Source organism: Micromonospora sp. BS32 (assembly GCF_059089345.1).
On the sequence record NZ_JBSSHR010000018.1, the window covers coordinates 14,698 to 35,414 of the forward strand.

At 71.8% G+C, this 20,717-nt stretch carries 18 protein-coding genes and 2 pseudogenes; 14 read left to right on the forward strand and 6 right to left on the reverse strand.

Going from position 1 to position 20,717, the window contains the following annotated elements:
* Window positions 1–60: 60 nt before the first annotated feature.
* The 4 genes and pseudogenes from AC5RWQ_RS23315 to AC5RWQ_RS23330 all read left to right on the forward strand — a co-directional run.
* Window positions 61–207, forward strand: a pseudogene (locus AC5RWQ_RS23315) (helix-turn-helix transcriptional regulator); the annotation flags it as partial.
* 1 nt (window position 208) lies between these two features.
* Entirely contained in the window at window positions 209–670 is a 462-nt protein-coding gene (locus AC5RWQ_RS23320; protein ID WP_494284802.1) for a hypothetical protein, read from the forward strand.
* On the forward strand, window positions 627–1,424 hold the full coding sequence (locus AC5RWQ_RS23325) for a tyrosine-type recombinase/integrase (RefSeq protein ID WP_494284803.1): 798 nt from the start codon (window positions 627–629) through the stop codon (window positions 1,422–1,424). The genes AC5RWQ_RS23320 and AC5RWQ_RS23325 overlap by 44 nt, the downstream gene beginning before the upstream one ends.
* A gap of 223 nt (window positions 1,425–1,647) precedes the next feature.
* On the forward strand, window positions 1,648–1,947 hold the full coding sequence (locus AC5RWQ_RS23330; RefSeq protein ID WP_494284804.1) for a hypothetical protein: 300 nt from the start codon (window positions 1,648–1,650) through the stop codon (window positions 1,945–1,947).
* A 101-nt stretch (window positions 1,948–2,048) separates the two neighbouring features.
* Here the strand turns inward: AC5RWQ_RS23330 and AC5RWQ_RS23335 are convergent.
* Window positions 2,049–2,986, reverse strand: a pseudogene (locus AC5RWQ_RS23335) (DUF6928 family protein).
* A 229-nt stretch (window positions 2,987–3,215) separates the two neighbouring features.
* Here AC5RWQ_RS23335 and AC5RWQ_RS23340 point away from each other — a divergent pair.
* Complete coding sequence (locus AC5RWQ_RS23340; protein WP_494284805.1) at window positions 3,216–3,893, forward strand: hypothetical protein; 678 nt, start codon at window positions 3,216–3,218, stop codon at window positions 3,891–3,893.
* 96 nt (window positions 3,894–3,989) lie between these two features.
* Here the strand turns inward: AC5RWQ_RS23340 and AC5RWQ_RS23345 are convergent, their stop codons facing one another.
* Both AC5RWQ_RS23345 and AC5RWQ_RS23350 read right to left on the reverse strand, forming a co-directional pair.
* Window positions 3,990–4,625, reverse strand: coding sequence for a class I SAM-dependent DNA methyltransferase (locus tag AC5RWQ_RS23345; protein ID WP_494284806.1), 636 nt, complete (start codon window positions 4,623–4,625; stop codon window positions 3,990–3,992).
* A 53-nt stretch (window positions 4,626–4,678) separates the two neighbouring features.
* Complete coding sequence (locus AC5RWQ_RS23350; RefSeq protein WP_494284807.1) at window positions 4,679–5,281, reverse strand: TetR/AcrR family transcriptional regulator; 603 nt, start codon at window positions 5,279–5,281, stop codon at window positions 4,679–4,681.
* A 71-nt stretch (window positions 5,282–5,352) separates the two neighbouring features.
* On the opposite strand from AC5RWQ_RS23350, the gene AC5RWQ_RS23355 reads away from it, so the two are divergent.
* Complete coding sequence (locus tag AC5RWQ_RS23355; RefSeq protein ID WP_494284808.1) at window positions 5,353–5,793, forward strand: nuclear transport factor 2 family protein; 441 nt, start codon at window positions 5,353–5,355, stop codon at window positions 5,791–5,793.
* Here the strand turns inward: AC5RWQ_RS23355 and AC5RWQ_RS23360 are convergent, their stop codons facing one another.
* Window positions 5,794–8,205, reverse strand: a complete 2,412-nt coding sequence (locus AC5RWQ_RS23360) for a M28 family peptidase (RefSeq protein ID WP_494284809.1) — start codon at window positions 8,203–8,205, stop codon at window positions 5,794–5,796. It lies immediately after the preceding gene.
* A gap of 271 nt (window positions 8,206–8,476) precedes the next feature.
* Here AC5RWQ_RS23360 and AC5RWQ_RS23365 point away from each other — a divergent pair, with 271 nt between their 5' ends.
* From AC5RWQ_RS23365 to AC5RWQ_RS23395, 7 genes are all read left to right on the forward strand, one after another.
* The gene (locus AC5RWQ_RS23365; RefSeq protein ID WP_494284810.1) at window positions 8,477–9,694 is read left to right on the forward strand and encodes a PP2C family protein-serine/threonine phosphatase; all 1,218 of its coding nucleotides are present in this window, start codon (window positions 8,477–8,479) and stop codon (window positions 9,692–9,694) included.
* The gene (locus AC5RWQ_RS23370) at window positions 9,691–11,439 is read left to right on the forward strand and encodes a sensor histidine kinase (protein WP_494284811.1); all 1,749 of its coding nucleotides are present in this window, start codon (window positions 9,691–9,693) and stop codon (window positions 11,437–11,439) included. The genes AC5RWQ_RS23365 and AC5RWQ_RS23370 overlap by 4 nt, the downstream gene beginning before the upstream one ends.
* A complete protein-coding gene (locus AC5RWQ_RS23375; RefSeq protein WP_494284812.1) occupies window positions 11,436–11,888 on the forward strand; it encodes a response regulator in 453 nt (150 codons plus the stop codon). Before AC5RWQ_RS23370 ends, AC5RWQ_RS23375 begins: the two co-directional genes overlap by 4 nt.
* Complete coding sequence (locus tag AC5RWQ_RS23380) at window positions 11,881–12,696, forward strand: inositol monophosphatase family protein (protein WP_494284813.1); 816 nt, start codon at window positions 11,881–11,883, stop codon at window positions 12,694–12,696. The genes AC5RWQ_RS23375 and AC5RWQ_RS23380 overlap by 8 nt, the downstream gene beginning before the upstream one ends.
* Window positions 12,697–12,910: 214 nt before the next feature.
* On the forward strand, window positions 12,911–13,924 hold the full coding sequence (locus tag AC5RWQ_RS23385) for a coiled-coil domain-containing protein (protein WP_494284814.1): 1,014 nt from the start codon (window positions 12,911–12,913) through the stop codon (window positions 13,922–13,924).
* Window positions 13,925–13,960: 36 nt separating this feature from the next.
* Window positions 13,961–15,514 carry a fused MFS/spermidine synthase gene (locus AC5RWQ_RS23390; RefSeq protein ID WP_494284815.1) on the forward strand — a complete coding sequence of 518 codons (1,554 nt, stop codon included), beginning with the start codon at window positions 13,961–13,963 and terminating at the stop codon, window positions 15,512–15,514.
* Between the two features lie 71 nt (window positions 15,515–15,585).
* Complete coding sequence (locus AC5RWQ_RS23395; protein WP_494284816.1) at window positions 15,586–17,196, forward strand: protein kinase domain-containing protein; 1,611 nt, start codon at window positions 15,586–15,588, stop codon at window positions 17,194–17,196.
* A 41-nt stretch (window positions 17,197–17,237) separates the two neighbouring features.
* Here the strand turns inward: AC5RWQ_RS23395 and AC5RWQ_RS23400 are convergent, their stop codons facing one another.
* Both AC5RWQ_RS23400 and AC5RWQ_RS23405 read right to left on the reverse strand, forming a co-directional pair.
* Window positions 17,238–17,906 carry a potassium channel family protein gene (locus AC5RWQ_RS23400; protein WP_494284817.1) on the reverse strand — a complete coding sequence of 223 codons (669 nt, stop codon included), beginning with the start codon at window positions 17,904–17,906 and terminating at the stop codon, window positions 17,238–17,240.
* A complete protein-coding gene (locus AC5RWQ_RS23405) occupies window positions 17,896–19,230 on the reverse strand; it encodes a TrkH family potassium uptake protein (protein WP_494284818.1) in 1,335 nt (444 codons plus the stop codon). The genes AC5RWQ_RS23400 and AC5RWQ_RS23405 overlap by 11 nt, the downstream gene beginning before the upstream one ends.
* A 145-nt stretch (window positions 19,231–19,375) precedes the next feature.
* Between AC5RWQ_RS23405 and AC5RWQ_RS23410 the strand changes: the two genes are divergently transcribed.
* Entirely contained in the window at window positions 19,376–20,497 is a 1,122-nt protein-coding gene (locus tag AC5RWQ_RS23410) for a glycerophosphodiester phosphodiesterase (protein ID WP_494284819.1), read from the forward strand.
* The last annotated feature ends 220 nt before the right edge of the window (window positions 20,498–20,717 follow it).

Consider the following 20,717-nt stretch of genomic DNA (forward strand, 5'->3'; position numbering starts at 1 on the left):
GGCGTAACGGCGACGCCCTGTAAGTCCGTCGCGAAAGCTTCAGAGGTTCGAATCCTCTAGGTATCGGGCTACCTCGGCGTACCCGTCGCCACGCTGTATCAGTGGCGTCACCGTCGCGTCGGCCCGCGCGCGTCACGCATCGGTCGCCACCTGCGCTACGACCCGGCCGACGTACGGGCCTGGCTTGTCGAGAGGCAGGCATCCTGAGATGCCGGTCGATGACCTCTGGTATTTGGGCAAGCGCGGTTCGGACGGCAAGCGGCTACCGTCCAAGCGGCACGGCCGGGGGAAGCGCTGGCGGGTTCGATACGTCGACGAGGCCGGCCAGCCTACGCAGAAGCTGTTCGAGCGCAGGGCCGACGCGGACCAGTTCGACGTGAACACTCGGGCCGATGTCTCCCGGGGCCAGTACGTCGACCCGGCCGCTGGCAAGGTCACCGTGAAGACTTACGGCGAGCAGTGGCGCAAGGGTCAGCTCCACCGTGACGCGACTGCGGCGCGCATCGAGATGACACTGCGCGTGCATGTCGAGCCGATCCTTGGTCGGATGCAGCTCGCGCCCGTCGCACCTTCAGGCGTGGGTGCAGGACCGGGTGAGGGTGCTCGCGCCGTCCTCGCTGCGAGTCGTGTACCACGTGCTGGCGGGCATGTTCGAGGCGGCGACACGTGACCGGGTAATCGGCCGTAGCCCGTGCATCGGCATCCGGCTACCGGAGATCGAGCGCGCGGAACGGTTCATTCCCACGCCCGACCAGGTGCATGCACTTGCTGACGCGTTCAGCGTCAAGCCGGAACCGGGCAAGCCGAGCCGGGAGCGGTATCGGGCGCTGGTGTACCTGGCTGCCGGCGCTGGCCTGCGTCAGGGCGAAGCTTGGGGCCTGGAGCTGGACCACGTCGACTTCCTGCGCCGGGAGATCCGCATCGTTCAGCAGATTGTCACCCCGCCCGGCAAGTCGCCACGGCTCGCACCATTGAAGACTGCGACCAGTCGGCGAACCGTGGAGATGGGCCAGGTGGTCGCCGATGCGCTCGCCCGGCACATCGAACTCTTCCCGCCGATCGACGTGGAGCTTCTCGATGAGACGAACCCGCGCAAGCCGGTGACTCGCGCGGTGAGGTTGTTGTTCACCAGCGGCCGTGGCAACCCGATCCAGCGAACTGGGTGGGCGTACCCGTGGAAGAAGGCCGTCGAAGCGGTCGACGGGGTGCCAGAGGGGTTCGGCTATCACGGGCTGCGGCACTACTTCGCGACGCTGTTGATCCACGGCGGGGCGAGCGTGAAGACGGTTCAGATGGCGCTGGGGCATGCCACGCCGATCATCACCCTGAACACCTATGCGGGGGAGTGGCCGGAGGCGATCGACCGGACGCGGAACCTGGTCGACGCGGCCCTGGCCGGCGTTCGACTGGCGGTGGCCCGGTGATGGGCCGGGCTGTGCCCGATCTGTTCCCGCAATCTCCGGTTGGCGTTGCACCGCAGGTCAATGTGCTGGTCTGCTTCGGTTCGTCCATTTCCGCTGGAAGTAGGAGCCCCGGCCTTCCGACCTCCGTCGGCTGCTCCGAGGCTCCAACGGTCCGGTGCGTTGCTGTACTTTCCCGCCATCTCGACCACGAGTTTGCCTTGGTGGCGTCTGCGACTCTGGTCGTGTGAACAACCGCTATCGCCAACTGCCGCCACGGATCGAGCCGCTGTACGAGACACAAGACGTCTCCGCCCCGCCGCCGTTGCCCGAGGTGTCGGAGACGATTGGATTGACGGCCGCTGGCCAGGTCGCGGATTTTGAGCGGCTGGCTAGCGCCATCGCCCGCCGCCCCGACCGGCGCGGGCCAGCCATCCTGGTCCACCGCCCGGCGCAGCGCGGACGGCGTCGCTGGGTGCTGGTCGTCGTCTTCGGCGCTTTCGCACTCGGAATGGTCGCCGTGGCGGTGATGACCTGGATCGGTTGATCGGCCCTCGGATGGGGGCGCGACGGCTGGCGCGGCAAGGTTCCCGCGCCCGGCGAGGATCGGTGACATCTCGTTTACAAGCTCTGTGTGCTGCGTCCTGACTATGGCTCCTCCAGCCGGACGTGTGACGCCTCATCTGGCACCACTCCGTAACCCATCAAATGGAGCCCGACATTCGGCGGCGGCCGGTGTCCGGTCTCATCCCTTGCGGGACAGAGCGGTATCAGGACCTGCGTGAAACTCTGCCGACCGGAGGGTTGACGACTCAGAAGCTGTCGAGGCTGACCTCGTGCATCGTGCCGTCCCATCCGGAACCTCCGCGGCGGCCCCATGGCCCCTAGTACCTCCGCGTACCTGGCTTCACGCGCGGCCTGTTCCTCGCCCGATGGGTCGGTCACGCGGAAGCCGTGCAGATGAACAGCTTCGGTGTCGATGTCGTCGGGGTCGGGGTGGCCCTCTATGACGAAGCCGAACAGCGCACGCAATGCCTCCTCGCCCAGCTCAAGGGGATGGAACGGCAATGGGTACGGTCCCTGTTGGGCCAGCCCGGTACGGGTTCGACGGGATGCTCACCCGCCCAGTACGGCAGCTCGAAGTCGTACGGCTTGCCGATGTTCTCCTGGATGCCGCCGTCGGGCGACAGACTCAGCGACCTGATGAGCACGCCGTCTTCCCAGACCGCGAAACCGAGCCAATCCACGACCGAGTGCATCCCATGCATGATGATGCGCCTGCCTGCGCCAGCTTGACGCAGATGTTCCGGCAGCTCAGACGGGCGGTCGAGCACGAGCCGCCGGTCGCAGTAGAGCTCGGCTCCGGCCAGCACGGTGGCGTAAGTGATGTCGTCTGGGGGGTAGATGTCGTCGAACAACGTGCCGTCGTCGGCGGTCTCGACGACGCAGCCAGGGTGGACCCGACGTACCAGCGCCTCGGCTTCGAGTCGCTCCGAGCGCGTCGCTCCAAGCAACGCGGGACGGATATCTCCGTCAGCGAACGCCAGCAGAGCTGTCTTGGCGCCCACGTCGCTCCTCCAGGTCATCGGCTGCGGCCAAGCGCCCGCACACTACCTGGCCTACGAGCCATCGGGTGCAGAGATCGTCTGGCGAACCTGTCACCCACGTCACGAGACTGATCTGCCACGGAGGTCCTGAGGCCCGGCATCGCCGGGAACTGACCTCTCCCGTCACGGGGCATGCTCGACACCCGCGCCCCACCAGTTGCTTGACGTCGGGGCGATGCTCAGTTGCCGCGGCCGGTAACCTGCGCCGATGCCCGTCTCTCGCAGTCTCCGTGAGCGATTCCAGGAGCCGGCATTCTGGCAGACGTTCTTCTTCGACGAGGAGGGCGCCGCCAGGGTCCCGGATGCCACTGTCGAGTTTCCGGTGGGTGGCGGTTGCCAGGTCGTGCTTGAGGTGAAGGGCCGGTACGACTCCTGCGAGCTTGGTATCCGCACCCCGACGTCCGACGGCGTTCGCAGCATCGGCTGGGACGACATGGCCCACTGGCACCCGTTCGCATTCCGGTGGTGGGAACTCGACCTCGTCTGCCGCGCGGTAGCCACCCTCGACCAGTTGATGCCGCACCCCGGTCCCGCGCTGGTCCTGCTGTGCCGCTTCGTCAGCGTCCATGACGACGATGACGTCGAGAAGATCGCCTCGACAATGCACACGGCGTTCGAGTCGCTGCGCCCCAGTGGCTGGACTGGTCACTGGCCGAACGTCACCGACTGGCTCGCCCGCCGAGACTTCCGCGGGCACGGCGTCTCCTGGAGGCGTGACCCGTCGGACAACCTCTACGCAATCCAGCAGGACGACGGCGATCGCCCCTTCTACAGCATGCGCGGCAAGCCCACGCCTGACCCGGCAGGATTCCCTTACGAGGAATGGCGCACGCTGCTCACAGCAGCTGGCGGCACACTCGGGATGCAGGCCAAGCGTCAAGCATGAGCTGGGGCCTGTTTCGCCCTCCGATTCGTGCATTCCGCTGGAAGTAGCGGCGGCATGGCCCTGACCTGCGCTACCGGGATGGTTCGGGGCCTCAAGCTAAGGCTGGCGGCGTGCGAAGAGGAACGCCCCTCGCCTGCTCTCGTCCGGGTAGTGAAGCATCTGGGCCTCGACAGTGAACCCGGCGTCACCAAGCCAGGCGGCGACCCGCTCGGGCGGACGGCGGTGGACGTACACCTTCATCGGGTGGCCGCCGTAGCCCTGCGTTTTCGGCTGGTGCTCGTCGCCGATGTGGAAGGCGAGCAGCAGGGCGCCGTCGGGACGTAACACCCGGTGGAAATGTGCGAGGACCGTGGGGACCTCGTCGTCGGGGATGTGGATGAGGGAGAACCAGGCCAGGAGACCGGCGACGGACGAATCGCCCAGGTCGAGGTCCGTCATGGAGCCCACCTCGAACCGGAGGCCGGGATGGTCCCGCCGGGCGATGTCGATCATGACGGGGGAGAGGTCGATGCCGAAGGCGTCGACACCGAGGTCGTGGAGATGGGCCGTGAGTCGTCCCGGCCCGCAGCCGATGTCGGCCACGGGGCCTCCGCGGGCCAGTTCGGCGAACAACGCCAGGATCGCCCGTTCGTAGGGCGCGCCGGAGAGTGCGTCACGCAGCAGGTCGGCATAGCTCTCCGCCACCGTGTCGTAGGACGCGCGGGTATCGGCGAGCCAGCCGTCGGCACTCATGCCGGGCACGGTAGCGCGGCGATCAACAGTGCGCCGCCCGTGGTTTCGCTGGATCAGTCCTGCCGGCCGGGCGGTTCCGCACCGCATACCCGGCGCACGCTTTCCCGGAATGCGGCCCCGGCATCCGGCATGCTCATCCGGCCGGCCCGTACCTCCTCGCCGGCGGCGTGACCGAGGCCGATGACGGCGGCCACCAGCCAGGTCGGTGACGACTGCCGGTCGAAGTCGCCGGACGCCTGACCGCGTCGGACGAGCCGGTCGAGTCGCTCGATGATCGGCATGTGCCGTTCGTGCTCCTCCTCTGGGCCTTCGGCGGCCAGGGCGGGGGTGAGCAGCACCGGGTACCGCGACATGAGCCCCCAGCTGACGTCGACCCAGCGCAGCAGCGCGGTCGCCGCGGAGCCGGAGTCCAGGTCGGCGGCGTCGATCGCGTCCGTCGCCTCGGCGGTCATCCGGCCGACGAGAGCGCGCAGCAGCGCGCGACGCGACCTGAAGTGGGCATACACGGTCTGTCGGGCGACCCCGGCGTGGGTGGCGATCTCTTCCATGCTCGCCTCGGGTCGCCGGCCCAGCAGATCGATCGCGGCGTCGAGGACGGCCGCGACGCTGCGCTCGGCATCGGCGCGACGCCGCCGTTCCTGGGGCAACTCAGACACGGTTGTCAAGTTTAGTCCTCGGGCTTAGGTTGGACACATCTGTCAGACTTAGGTGGCGCGGGGAGGACGAGATGCCCGACGAACACAGCACCCCCGGCCGCGACCTTGCGGCATACCTGACCCGGTACCCGCACGAGATCGCGTTCGGCGACGAGGATCCCGCCGAGGTGTTCGACCGGTACCACACCCCCGACTTCGTGCTCCACAACGACGGTGTGCCGCTCGACCGGACCATGCTCCTCGCGCACGTGCGCCCCGCCCGCAAGCGGGCCACCGGCGTGCACACCGAGATCCACCAGGCGCTGGTGGCCGGCGACCGGGTGGCCGCCCGGTACACCCTCACCGCGGTCCTGGCCCGGGGTGGCGTCGTCGCCACCGAGATCTACCTCTTCGGTGAGTTGGCCGCCGACGGCCGGTTGCGCCGCGGCGACCAGCAGACCCGGCTCGTCCCCGTCCCGCGTGACCCGGCCGGGGGAGCCGGGGCGTCCACCGCGGCTCCGCCGGGCCGGTGACTACAGCGGGTAGGTGCGGGCGACGGCGAGCATCTCAGAGGTGTGCGAGCCCACCACACCCACGTCGGGCGGCCGGGGGCGGAAGCCCGGCAGCCCCTCCAGCCCGTCGCTGGCGTCCATCGCCCGCAGGACCACCTTCGGCCCCTTCGGCACCAGGGTCAGCGTGATCTCCACGCCCTCCGGTGGCGGGGCGTGGAAGACCAGGCCGAAGCCCCACCGATTGCCGGGCACCTGCGGGGCGATCGGCAGCGGCTGCCCGGCGGCGACCGCCCGCTTGACCGTCGCCGAGTCGGCCTCCACGTGCAACGAGGCGAGCCTCACCGTCCGCTGGGGGATCAGCCGGACCCGCAGGGTGCGCTCGCCACCCGAGGTGGTGTCGGCGAGCACCTCCAGCTTCGGCGCGGGCAGGCTCGCCGCCGTGGCCTCGCCGTAGTTGATCCGCTCGTCGCCGAGCGCCGGGAAGAACCAGTTGGGGGAGCCCTTCTCCACGACGTACGACTTGGTCCAGGGCTGCGGGTCCTCCTCGCGACTCCACCACTCCGCCGTGCCCTTGTCGGCGTCGAGGGCGTACATCAGGTGGGTGGGCACCGGGTGGGCGGCGTCGAAGCGGTCGACGCGCAGGCCGACCCCGGCGAGCACCACCGCGGCGAGCGCGACGGCGAGGGCCGGCAGCGCGCCCAGCCGGCGGGCGCGCAGCGCGACCATGCCGCGCTGCCCGCCCGCCGCCGGGTGCAGCAGGTCGAGTACCGGCAGGGCGGCCAGCCCGAGCAGCACCGCGAAGAGCGCCGCCACGCCACCCATCGCCATACCCAACGCGGGGAAGAGCAGCACCACCGTCGGCAGCAGGATCACCACCGCCACCGCGCCGGCCAGGGTCACCGCGACCACCGGCCACGGGCCGTCGATCCGGGCGCCGAGCGCGACCAGCCCGGCCAGCGCACCGGCCAGCGCCGGCAGGGTGGCCAGGTACGCCCCGCCGGGCACCAGCGCGGCCAGCACCACCCCGAGTACGGCCAGCCAGGCCAGCCCGCCGAAGGCCAGCGCGGCCGGCCCGGCCCAGCGCCGGGTCAGCGCGTACCAGGCGAGCAGGATCGCCGCGGCGAGCGCCACCACGGCGAGCCGGAACCAGGTCGGCCGGTACGGGTCGAGCAGTTCGGCGTAGCCGGGGCGCAGCGCCGTGATCCCGGCCCAGAGCAGTTGGGCGGCGACCGGGGCGAGCACGACCGGCACCAGCGTCAGCCCGAACCCGGCCGCCAGCCGGCCGGTCCCGGCCCGGCCCCGGCGACGGATGAGCCAGCCCAGTGCCAGCACCGCCAGCAGCGCCGCCGCCGCCAGCGGCCAGGTCAGCCAGCCGGGGTAGCGGACCAGCCCGCCGGGCACCGGGAAGTAGGTGGCGTCGTGCCCCGACGACAGGTCCTTCAGGTCGGTACGGCCGAACTCGCGGGCCAGCCCGAGCGCGTTGTCGCCGTGCATCTGGAGGCTGCCCCGGTCCATCGCCGCCGGGGTGTCCAACGGGGTGTGGTAGACCGCACCCCCGTCGATGTACGCCGAGTTCAGCCCGACGAAGTCGTGGTCGGCGAAGGCGGTGAAGTCGGTGTCGTTGGGCAGCGCCCGGTAGATCTCCACCGCGAACGAGGTGCCCACCGGGTGGGCGGCGGCCCGGCCGAAGACGTCCACCAGCTTCGCGTTGTTCCGGGACGTCTCGAACATGATCACCGGGCCGGTCGCGCCGCGCGCCTCCAGGTTGAGCACCACCCCGCCGTCCGCGGCGAGCGGGTGGCTCGACGCGAACGCCGACGCCCCGCAGAGGCAGGCCTCCTCGGCGTCGGTCAGCACGAAGACGATGTCGTTGCGCGGTCGCGGGCCGGCCGCCAGCGCCCGCGCCACCTCCAGGATGGTGGAGGTGCCGGCGCCGTCGTCGTTGCCGCCCGGCCCGGACTGCACCGAGTCGTAGTGCGCCACCAGGAAGACCCGCCCGGTGGAATCCGACCCGGGCAGCCGGGCCACCACGTTGCGGACCCGGGCCAGCGTCGCCCCGCCGGCGGCCCCGCTGAGCTGCCCGGCCTCCGGCGCCACGGTGTCCTGCACCTCGGTCTCCAGGCCGAGGCCGCGCAGCGCGCCGACCAGGTGCTCGCGTACCTGGTCGTTGGCGGCGCTGCCGGCGACGTGCGGCCGGGCCGCGATGGTCTGCACGGTCCGGTACGCCCGGCCGGCGCTGAACTCGTCGGCCGGGGCGTCCGCCGCCTTGGGCGCGGGGGTGGCCAGGGTGGCCAGCATCGCGGCGCCCACCGCGAGCAGCGCGACGAGCGCGATCAGGGCGGCCAGCGGTCGGCGGGCCGGCCGGGCCAGCGCCCGGTCGGCGGCTGGCCGGACGGGCCTCCGATCGGCGGCGGAGATGGGGGGTGCGCCCACGGCGGACTCCTCGGCGGTGGTGCGGGGGTGGGGCACCATCCTGCACCGTCCGGGACGGCCACGGGACTCCTCGGGACCGAACCGTGACGCTGCCACCCGCCCGGACGCCTACTCCAGTGACGGCCTTGCCCGGGTACGCCCGGACCGGACGGTCCATGTTGTGTGCGACCGTTGTCTAATACAGGATCAGCAGGGCACTCGGAAGGAGCCCCACATCACCAGCGAACTCCCGCGTCTCGCGGCGGTGACCCGGCCGCACCGGGGGTCCGGTATGACCGGTCCCTCCGGCGTGCCGTACCCGCACGGCGGCCTCGGCCGCCATCCCAACCTGCCACCGGGTGAGCGGCTGCGGGTGCTGCTGGTCGAGGACGACGAGGGCGACGCGTTCCTGGTGAGCGAGCTGCTCGCCGAGACCAACTCGATGATCGACCTGCTCGTCGCCACCAGCCTGAGCGAGGCCCGGCAGCGGGTGGCCGGCGTCGACTGCGTCCTGCTCGACCTCGGCCTGCCCGACGCGCAGGGCCTCGACGGCCTCCGCCGGGTGCTGGAGATGACCACCGGCGCCGCCGTGTGCGTGCTGACCGGTCGCTCCGACGAGCACCTGGGCATCGTGGCGGTCGCCGAGGGCGCCCAGGACTACCTGGTCAAGGGGCAGGTCGACGGGGTGCTGCTGACCCGGGCGCTGCGCTACGCGGTGGAACGCAAGCGGGCCGACGAGAACGCCCGGCGGCTGCGCGAGGTGGAGCTGCGCCAGGCCGAGTCCGCCCGGCTGGAACGCGGCCTGCTGCCCCAGCCGCTGATGACCACCGACGAGGTGGCGGTGCACACCTTCTACCGCCCGGGCCGGCACGCCGCCCTGATCGGCGGGGATTTCTTCGACGTGGTGCAGACCCGGCCCGACCGGGTCGACCTGATCGTCGGCGACGTCTGCGGGCACGGGGTGGACGAGGCCGCGCTCGGGGTGGAACTCCGGGTCGCCTGGCGGGCCCTGATCCTGGCCGGCGTCGACGACGACGAAGTGCTGCCCGCCCTGGAACAGGTGCTGATGAGCGAGCGGCGGCTCCAGGAGATCTTCGCCACCGTCGCCACCGCCCGCCTCGACCTGTCCGGCAACCGGGCGACCGTCCGGCTGGCGGGCCACCCGCCGCCGCTGCTGCTCTCCGGCGGTAAGGTCGCGCCCGTCCCGGCACCCGGCGGCCTGCTGCTCGGCGTACGGCCCCGCCGCCCCGTAGCGTTCGATCTGGAGTTCGACACCGATGACTGGTCCCTGTTGATGTACACCGACGGCCTGATCGAGGGGCGGGTGGGCGACGGCGACGAGCGGCTGGACGTGCCGGGGCTCGCCGGCCTGCTGGAGGAGCCGGCCAACCAGGCCGTACCGCTGTCCGAGCTGCCGGCCTGGCTGGTCGGTCGGGCGGAGCAGATCAACGGTGGCCCGCTCGCCGACGACGTCGCCATGCTGCTGGTCACCCGGGGCGGTGGCCGGTGAGGTCGTACCGGCACGGCTGGACGCTGCGCCGCCGGGTCCTCACGCTGCTCACGGTGGCGGGCATGCTGCTGGTCGGGCTCGCCGTCGCCGAGGCGGCGGTGGCCGCCCAGAACCGGCAGTACATGGACGCGCTGCTGAACAGGACCGGACCGCTGCGGGTGCAGGGGCAGGAGCTGCTCAACGCGCTGCTCGACCAGGAGACCGGCGTCCGGGGGTATGCCGTCAGCGGCGACTCGGCCGACCTTGCCCCGTACCAGAACGGGGTCAAGCAGGAGCAGGCGACCGCCGCGCAGATCGAGAACCTGAGCCGCGAATACCCGGGGGTGGTCGCCGACCTGCGCGCCGCGCAGCGGCAGGCCGACGACTGGCGGCGGACGGTGGCCCAGCCGGTCATCGACACCACCCAGCGCAGCGGCACGGCGGCCGGGCAGGCTCTCATCACCGACCGGTCCCGGCAGCAGTTCGACCAGGTTCGGGCGGCCGTCGCGGACCTGCAGGCGGAGATCCTCGTCGAGCGGCAGCGCAACGCCGCGAGGGTGGAGCGGACCGGCAACCTGCTGGTCATGCTGCTGATCGTGGCCGCGGTGGTGGTGTTGATCGCCGGCACCGTGCTGGTGCTCTCGCTGGACCGGATGGTGATCCGCCCGCTCACCGGGTTGGCCCAGCAGGTTCGCGAGGTCGCCGAGGGCGACTACCAGCACCACATCGAAGGCACCGGACCGCCGGAGTTCGTCCGGCTCGCCGAGGACGTCGACGTCATGCGGCAGAAGATCGCCAAGGACCTCGCCGAGGTACGCGCCGCGCGGGAGAACATCGAGTGGGTCAACAGCCAGCTGCAGAAGCAGGCCGAGGAGCTGACCCGCTCCAACCGTGACCTGGAGCAGTTCGCGTACGTCGCCTCGCACGACCTGCAGGAGCCGCTGCGCAAGGTGGCGAGCTTCTGCCAGCTGCTCCAGCGCCGGTACTCCGGGCAGCTCGACGAGCGGGCCGACCAGTACATCGCCTTCGCGGTGGACGGGGCGCAGCGGATGCAGCGCCTGATCAACGACCTGCTGGCGTTCTCCCGGATCGGCCGGCTCACCACCGGCTTCACCGAAGTCGACCTGAACAAGGTGATGGGCGACGTGGCGGGGCAGACCGAGGCCGCCCTCCAGTACGCCGACGCCGAGCTGACCTGGGACGAGATGCCGGTCATCCGTGGCGAGGAGCCGCTGCTGACCAACCTGCTGGCGAACCTGGTCAGCAACTCGATCAAGTTCCGCCGCCCCGACGTCACGCCGAAGGTGCACGTCTCGGCCCGCCTGGTCGACGACGAGTGGGAGATCAGCTGCCGGGACAACGGCATCGGGATCGAGCCCGAGTTCGCCGACAAGATCTTCGTGATCTTCCAGCGGCTGCACTCGAAGGACGCCTACCCGGGTACCGGCATCGGGCTGGCCATCGTCAAGAAGATCGTCGAGTACCACGGCGGCCGGGTGTGGGTGGACACCGACCTGGACGAGGGCACCGCGATCCGGTTCACCCTCCCGGCGCTGCCCGAGGACGTCGAGGCGGCGAAGGCCGCCGAGGCGGCCGCCGCGGAGACCGACGGCGAGCCGGAGACGGCGGCCGGCACCGACTCCGACGTGGCGCAGGAGCAGCCGGCGGCGGTCGGCGGTCAGCCGGACGGCGCGACGGACCGGTACCTGCCCGGCGAGGCGCCGCAGCAGGGTACAACGGGTGGCATGAAGGAGACGGTGGGATGACCGCGCCCGCGGACGGCAAGAGCCCGATCGAGGTCCTCCTGGTCGAGGACGATCCGGGTGACGTTCTGATGACCCAGGAGGCCTTCGAGGAGCACAAGCTCCGCAACCGGCTCACCGTCGTCTCCGACGGCGCCGAGGCGCTGGCCTACCTGCGGCGCGAGGCGCCCTACACCGACGCGGTGACGCCGGACCTGATCCTGCTCGACCTGAACCTGCCGCGCCGCGACGGCCGTGAGGTGCTGGAGGAGATCAAGGAGGACGAGCAGCTCCGCCGGATCCCGGTCGTGGTGCTCACCACCTCCCAGGCCGACGAGGACATCCTGCGCAGCTACCAGCTGCACGCCAACGCCTACGTGACCAAGCCGGTGGACTTCGAGCGCTTCATCTCGGTGGTCCGCCAGATCGACGAGTTCTTCGTCAGCGTGGTCAAGCTCCCGCCGCGTGGCTGACCGGCTGCTCGACGACGTCGGCGCGCTGCTGCGGGAGACCGCGGCGGACGTGGTGCTGCCCCTGTTCCGCCGGCTCGACGACTCCCAGATCGCCGAGAAGGCCCCGGGTGACCTGGTCACGGTGGCCGACCGGCGGGCCGAGGAGCGGATCTCCGCCGAGCTGCGCCGGCTGCGGCCGGGCTCCGTGGTGGTCGGCGAGGAGGCGGTGGCGGACGACCCGACGCTGTTGCGGCACCTGCGCGGCGACCGTGACGTGTGGCTGGTCGACCCGATCGACGGCACCGCCAACTTCGCCGCCGGCCGGCGGCCGTTCGCGCTGATGGTCGCCCTGCTGACCGACGGCGAGCCGGCCGCCTCGTGGGTGCTCGACCCGCTGGCGGAGATGCTCGCCGTGACCCGCGCCGGCGGCGGCACCGAGCTGGACGGCCAGAAGGTGCGAACCGCGGACCAGGTGCCGCCGGCGGGGGAGCTGCGCGGCACCGCCATGACCCGGTTCCTGCCGCCGCAGGCCCGCCGGCGCGCCGAGGCCGGCGCGGAGCGGATCGGCGAGCTGCTGCCGGGGCAGCACTGCGCCGGCCGGGAGTACCTGGACCTGCTCACCGGCGCGCAGCAGTTCGTCCTCTTCTGGCGAACGCTGCCCTGGGACCACGCCCCCGGCGTGCTGCTGGTCCGGGAGGCCGGTGGGGTGGCCCGCAGGTTCGACGGCACCGACTACCACCCGGCCGACGACGACGACGCCAGGGGGCTGCTCGTCGCCGCCGACGAGCGGACCTGGACCGCGGCCCGCGACGCTCTCCTGGGCGACTGACCCCGGGCGTCGGCGCCCGGATCGCCGCCCTGCGCGACGAGGCGGCAACGCTGTGTCGATGATCGATGTCCGGAGGGGTCGCCGGCCTGGTCAGCCCGGCTGCGTCCGGTATCGTGACCGGCGGTCTCCGCCCCCAGGCCGCCGTCGGAGGGCCAGCGGGACCGCCACCGCGCAGGGCCGACCGGGCGCCGGTGGCAGAGGGAAGGACACCGTCGTGCCCAGGACCAGTCTCACCCGGCCGCGCGTACGCCGGCCGCTGACCGTGCTGCTCGCCGCGGTGGTGCTGCTGCTCGGCGCCGGGGTCGTACCGGCCGCCGCGGAACCCGGCGAGGGTGGCACCAAGCAGCTCCGGGAGGCGCTGGAGGCAGCCGCCAAGGGCCACATCGAGGCCAAGGCACGGCTGGACAACTCCGTCCGCCGGCAGGCCGCGCTGGTCGCCCAGCTGAGGACCGTCGAGGGGCGGCTCGGTGAGCTGACCGCGCAGGTCGGCGAGGTCGCCGCCCAGTCGTACCGGCTGGGCCGGCTGACCCCGACCGCGATGCTGCTCCAGAGCACCACCGCCGGCGGGTTCATGCAGCGCGCCGCCGAGCTGGACGTGATGGCCCAGCGCGACGGCAAGCGGCTGCGCGACCTCACCGAGGCGAAGCGGGCCGCGGCGCAGGCCAAGGTGGCCATCGACAACGAGGTGCGCGAGCAGCGCAAGCAGCTCGCGGTGCTGGCCAAGAAGAAGAAGGACGCCGAGCGGGCGCTGGCCACGGTCAGCTCGGGCAGCAGCTCCGGCTTCAGCGGCGGCTCCCGCTCCGCCAGCCCGGCGCCGCGCAACTCCGACGGCTCCTGGCCGTCCGAGTCGTGCTCGGTGAACGACCCGACCACCGACGGCTGCATCACCCCGCGCACCCTGCACGCCCTCCAGCAGGCCCAGGCCGCCGGCTACAAGCGGTACGTCTCGTGCTTCCGCAGCGGCGGTGACGGCGAGCACCCCAAGGGCCGGGCCTGCGACTTCGCCGCCGCCACCGGAGGCTTCGAGGACGTGTCGGCCACCGGCGGCGACAAGGCGTACGGCGACAGCCTGGCCAACTACTTCAAGAACAACGCCGGTCGGCTCGGCGTGCTCTACGTGATCTGGTACCGGCAGATCTGGATGCCGAACACCGGCTGGCGGTCGTACAGCGGGGCGGGCAGCCCGGCCGCCGACCACACAAACCATGTTCATCTTTCGATGTACTGACCTCGACCGCCAGGAACGAGACGTAGCATCGCGACGGTGAGCAGCTCATCGTCCGACGTCGTGGTCGAGTCGGCGCCCGACGCGCCGGCCACCTCCCGCGCGCTGCCCAACGGGCTCGCCGCGTTCCTGGTCTTCCTCGCCAGCGGGGCCGTGCTGGTGCTGGAGACCGTCTCGCTCCGCCTGGTCGGCCCGTACGTCGGGGTGACCCTCCAGGTGACCAGCTCGGTGATCGGCATCGCGCTGGCGGCCATCGCGTACGGCGCGTGGACCGGCGGCTGGCTGGCCGACCGGCGGGACCCGCGCGGCCTGCTCGCCCCCGCGCTGGTGTTGGCCGGCATCGCCTCCGCGATCACCCTGCCGGTGGTCCGGTACGCCGGTGAGGTGCTGCGCGGCGGCGCGGCCAGCGGCATCCTGCTGCTCACCGCGCTCGCCGTCTTCGTCCCGGCGGCGCTGCTCTCGGCGGTCACCCCGCTGGTGGTGAAGCTCCAGCTCGCCGACCTGCGCCGCACCGGGCAGGTGGTCGGGCGGCTCTCCGGCATCGGCACGCTGGGCGGCATCACCGCCACCCTGGTCACCGGCTTCGTGCTGGTGGCGGCGCTGCCGAGCACGGTCATCCTGATCGCGCTGGCGGTGACCCTCGGGGTGACCGGGCTGGCGCTCGGGGCGTACCTGCGGCGGCAGGAGGGTGCGGGGCTGCCCGGTCCGGCCCGGACGAAGGCCACCCTCGCGGTGCTCGGGCTGGTCGGCGCGGGGCTGAGCGCCGTGGCGCCGAACCCGTGCGACGTCGAGACGGCGTACCACTGCGCGCGGGTGGAGACCGACCCGTCCCGGTCCACCGGGCGCACGCTGTACCTCAACTCCGCCCGGCACTCGTACGTCGACCTGGCCGACCCCACCCACCTGGAGTACGCGTACACCCAGTGGATCGGGGCGGTGGCGGACGTGATGGCGCCGCGCGGGCGGCGGCTCGACGCGCTGCACCTGGGCGGGGGCGGGTTCACCATGCCCCGCTACCTGACCGCCACCCGGCCCGGCACCGACAACCTGGTCTTCGAGATCGACGGCGAGCTGGTGGACCTGGACCGGCGACTGCTCGGCGTCCGCACCGGTGCCGGGCTGCGAGCCGAGGTGGGCGACGCCCGGATGCTGGTCGACGGCGAGCCGGCCGACAGCCGGGACCTGATCGTCGGGGACGCCTTCGGGCATCTGGTGGTCCCCTGGCACCTGGCCACCCGGGAGATGGCGGCGGAGGTGGAGCGGGTGCTCCGGCCCGGCGGGATCTACGTGCAGAACGTCATCGACTACCCGCCGGACCGGTTCATCCGGGCCGAGCTGGCCACGGTCGCGGCGGAGTTCCGCACCGTCGCGGTGATCGCCCCGCCCGGCGCGTTCGCCGGGGAGCAGGGTGCCAACTTCCTCATCGTCGCCTCGGACGCGCCGCTGCCGCTGGCCGCGCTGGAGCAACGGCTCAGCGCCCTGGACACTCCGCCGGACCTGCTCAGCGACGCCCGGCTGGACGGCTTCGTCTCCGACGCGCTGGTGCTGACCGACGACTACGCGCCGGTGGACCAGCTGCTGGCGACCGCCTGATCGGGTGACAATCCTGACCGATTGCGACCATTGAGGTGTAGCCCCCACCTTCCCGGGCAACACCTCCGACCATGCGTGGAGGAGTCAGGAACGGGGCCCAGCTCCTCGGTGAGCGGTACCGATTGATCGAGCAGCTGGGCGCGGGCGGCATGTCCGTGGTGTGGCGTGGCTACGACGAGGTGCTCGGCCGCCAGGTCGCGATCAAGGTGCTCGCCTCGCGGCTGGCCAGCGACAAGGCGTTCCGGCACCGGATCCGGATCGAGGCCCAGGCCGCCGCCCGGTTGTGCCACCCCAACATCACCAACGTGTACGACTACGGCGAGAGCGAGCAGGTCGGGCTGACCGTGCCGTACGTCGTGATGGAACTGGTCGACGGCGGCCCGCTCACCGCGCGGCTCGGCCGCGACGGGCAGCTGCCCTGGCGGGAGGCGGTGACCATCGGCGCGGAGGTCACCTCCGCGCTGGCCACCGCGCACGCCCGCGGCGTGGTCCACCGGGACGTCACCCCGGGCAACGTCATGCTGACCCCCACCGGGGTGAAGGTCGTCGACTTCGGCATCTCGGCGCTGGTCGGGGAGAGCGAGAAGGGGCCGGACGGCACCCTGCTCGGCACTCCCGCGTACCTCGCCCCGGAGCGGCTGGACAACGGCCAGGTCTCCCCGGCCACCGACGTGTACGCGGTGGGGCTGCTGCTCTACCGGATGCTGACCGGCCGGCTGCCCTGGCGGGCCAGCACCACCACCGAGATGCTCCGCGCGCACATGTACAACGATCCGGAGCCGATGCCCGAGGTGCCGGGGCTGCCCGAGGAGGTCACCGAGCTGGTCGGACGCTGCCTGGCCAAGCGGCCCGCGGACCGGCCGGCCACCGCCGAGGTGGCCCGTACCCTCGCCGACGCGGCCGGGATGCTCGCGGCCGTGCCGGTCTCCCCGGCGCCGGGGACGTTCGACCCGGCCCTGCTGGCTACCGCCGGCACCACGATCCTGCCCTGGTCGACCGACACCGACGCGCTGCCTTTCTCCGGCCGCACCCGCAGCCGGCGGGCGCTGGGCCGGCGGCGCCGGGTCGAGGCTGGGGTGGCCGCCGCCGGCCTGGTCGCGGTGACCGCGGCGATCTGGGGGGTGACCTCCGGCAGCTCCGCCAGCGGCGGGATCGAGGGGCCGACCGAGGCGCGGATGGGTCTGCCGCAGCCGGGCCCCTGCGAGGTCGAGTACGCGCTGCGCAGCGACTCCGGCCGGGACTTCGCCGCCCAGCTGACCCTGACCAACACCGGTACCCGCGAGCTGCGGGACTGGGCGATGAGCTTCACCTTCCCCGGTCAACAGTCCGTCACGAAGGCCACCCCGGCGGTGCACCAGGACGGCCGGACCGTGCGCGTCGTGCCCACCGCGGGGCGGAACGCGCTGGCCCCGGGCGCCTCGGAGAAGGTCGCCCTGTCCGGCCGGTACACCGGAGGTAACCCGCTGCCGGTGGAGTTCAAGCTCGGCGACGCCACCTGCGGCGTACGGGTCTCCGGGGTGGCCGGCACCGCCCCGGCTCCGAAGGTCCCGGCGAAGGCACCCGCGAAGGGCACGACCAAGGTCTCCTCGGGTAGTGGCGGGTCGGGCTCGTCGGGCTCGTCCAAGGCGAGGTCCAGCAAGGCCAAGGGTTCGGGTGAGGGCAAGGGAAAAGGCGGAAAGTAGCGGGGAAGGGGGGCGACGGTGGTAAGGGCAGGGGCTGACCCTCAGCGGAGGGCGGCGAACTCCTGCACCTGGGCGATGGTGCCCTCCACGATCAGCACTCCGCCCGCGCCCACCACCGTGTCCGGGGTGGCGTAGCGGAACGGCTCCCCGGGCGCCTTCGCGCCGACCACCCGCACCCCGTGCTGCTCGCTCAGCGCCAGTTCGCTCAGCGGCCGGCCGACCAGCGGCGGTGGCACCGCCACCTTGGCGATGGCGAAGTCGTCGCCGAAGCCGATGAAGTCGAGCATCCGGCTGACGATCAGGTGGGCCACCCGCTCGCCGATCTCCGCCTCGGGGAAGACCACGTGGTGGGCGCCGACCGAGCCGAGGATCCGGGCGTGCTTCTCGGAGTTGGCGCGGGCCCAGATCTGCGGCACCCCCACCTCGGTCAGCGCCAGCACGGTGAGCACGCTGGCCTCCACCGAGGCGCCGATGGCGACCACCACCCGGTGGAAGTCGCCGAGCCCCAGCTGGCGCAGCGCGGCCTCCTCGGTGGCGTCGGCCTGCACCACCCGGTCCAGCGTCGACGACCAGCGTTGCACCTGGTTCGCGTCCCGGTCGACGGCGAGCACCTGGTGACCGAGCCGGTTCAGCGCCGTGGCCAGGTGGCAGCCGAACCGGCCCAGTCCGATCACCGCGACGTCGCCGCCGCCATCTCCTCTAGCCGACAATGGGTTGCTCCTTCGGGTAGCGGTACAGCCGGCGGCGGGCGTTCAACGCGATCGCCGAGCCGAGGGTGAGCGGGCCGACCCGGCCGATGTACATCAGGGCGGTCAGCACGTACTGGCCGGGCTCGGGGAGTTGCGGGGTCAGCCCGACGGTCAGGCCGGTGGTGCTGAACGCCGAGGTCACCTCGAACAGCGACTCGTTGAACCGGACGCCCTCGGTGATCAGGATCAGTCCGACCGTGCCGACCACCACCAGGGCCACGCTGAGCAGGGCGACGGTCAGGGCCTGCCGCACACTGGCCACGGCCACCCGACGGTGGCCGACGGTGACGTCCGGCTCCCCGCGCAGCTCGGCCCAGATGGCGAAGGCCAGCAGGAAGAAGGTCGAGACCTTGATACCGCCGGCGGTGCTGGCGCTGCCGCCGCCGATGAACATGAGCGTGATCAGCAGCGGGTAGCTCTCCTCGCTCAACCATTCGATGTTGATCACGTCGAAGCCGCCGGTACGGCTGAGCGCGATCTGGGTGAACGAGGCGAGCACCTTGCCGGGCCCGTCGTAGGTGCCGATGGTGCGCGGGTTGGTCCACTCGGCCAGCAGCAGGGCGATGAAGCCGCCGGCCAGCAGCACCGCGCTGCCCCAGATGGTCAGCTTGGTGGCGACCGTCCAGCGGGCCGGCTGCCGCCAGTGCCGGACCGCCTCGAAGAGCGCCGGGAAGCCGAGGCCGCCGATGATCGCGCCGAAGGCCAGTGGCAGCGCCACCCACGGGTCCTGGGAGAAGGCGACCAGGCCGTCCGAGTAGAGGCTGAACCCGCCGTTGTTGAACGCCTGGACGGCGTGGAAGGCGCCGGACCAGAGTGCCCGGCCGGGTGGGTAGTGGTAGGCGAGCCAGAGCCGGCCGCTCATGATCAGGGTCATCAACGCCTCGGTGGCGACGACGGTGGCGGCGATGCGCACGAGCAGCCGGCGGACGTCACCGATGCCGTACTCGGCGGTCTCGGCCTGCACGAGCAGCCGGTTGCGGAGCCCGAGCTGCCGGGACACCGCGAGGCTGACCAGGGCGGCGCCGGTGAGGATGCCCAGGCCGCCGATCTGGGTGAGCACGGTGATCATCACGAGCCCGAAGCCGTTCCAGTAGTTCGGGGTGTCGTTGACCGCCATGCCGGTGACCGAGACGGCGGAGGTGGCGGTGAAGAGCGCGGTGACCAGCGGGGTGTAGCGCTGTTCGCTGGTGGCCCAGGGCAGCATCAGCAGGCCGGTGCCGATCGCGATCGCCACCAGGAAGCCGAACGGCACCAGCCGGACGGGGTGACGAAGGAAGCGGCGCACCAGACAATCTTCCGATTACCGGCGGGGCGGGGTCGGTGAATCGCACATCCCGGCGAGGGTTCACCTCGCGGTCAGCCGCCGACCAACTGGTGGCCAGGGGCGACCGGTCTGCTGGGGCGCGACTCATCGACGACAGGAGACGGCGTTGCGACGTACCCTTTCCGCCCTTGGTGTGGCCGGCGCCCTGCTCGCGGTGGCCGTTGTCGTGCCCAGCGCGGCCTCGGCCCGCGAGGACGACACCGACCGCGCGGACCGGGCCACCCATCGGCCCATCGTGATCGGCCACCGAAGCGCGAGCGGCTACCGCCCGGAGCACACCCTGGAGGCGTACCGGTTGGCGATCCGGATGGGCGCCGACTACATCGAGCCCGACCTGGTCTCGACGAAGGACGGCGTGCTGGTCGCCCGGCACGAGAACGAGATCTCGGGTACGACCGACGTGGCCGCGCACGCCGAGTTCGCCGCCCGCAGGGCCACCAGGACCATCGACGGGGTGGCCGTCACCGGCTGGTTCACCGAGAACTTCACCCTGGCCGAGCTGAAGACCCTGCGGGCCAAGGAGCGGCTGCCGCAGGTGCGGGTGGCCAACACGGCGTTCGACGGGAAGCTCGAGGTGCCGACCTTCCAGGAGGTCATCGACCTGGCCCGTACGGAGAGCCGCAACCGGGGCCGGACCATCGGCATCTACCCGGAGACCAAGCACCCCAGCTACTTCGCCTCGATCGGGCTGGCGTTGGAGGAGCCGCTGGTGGCGACGCTGCGGAAGAACCGGCTGACCCACCGGCACGACGCGGTGTTCATCCAGTCCTTCGAGACGTCGAACCTGCGCAGGCTGGACAGCATGATCGACGTGCCGCTGGTGCAGCTGCTCGACGCGAGCGGGCGTCCCTACGACTTCACCGCCGCCGGCGACACCCGCACCTACGCCGACCTGGCCTCCGCCGCCGGGCTGGCCTGGATCGCCGAGTACGCCGACGGGGTGGGTCTGAACAAGAACCTGATCGTGCCCCGGGACGCCACCGGCAGGCTGCTCGCCCCGACCACGGTCATCCGGGACGCGCACCGGGAGAAGCTGGTCGTGCACGCCTGGACCTTCCGCGCCGAGAACCAGTTCCTCCCGGCGGACTTCCGGGTCGGCGCCGACCCGAACGCCCGCGGCGACATCACGTCCGAGTACGAGCTCTTCCTCGGCCTCGGCCTGGACGGCGTCTTCGCCGACCAGCCGGACACCGCGGTCGCCGCGCGGGCGGGTCTGCCACAGCGCTGACCGCCGCATCCCGCGGGCGGTCGTTGCCCTGCCACCAGGCGCCGACGGGGCATCCGGATCCATCCGGATGTCCCGTCGCGACGCTACGAACTTGATGGCGTAGACGAATCACCGGTCGATCTCGCCGTGGGTATGCGACTCATGCCCGTTGCCCGCTGCGCCTCGCTCGCTGACTGTCGTCTGAGGGACGTTTCGTAACTCCGCTTGAGGGACGGTCCGT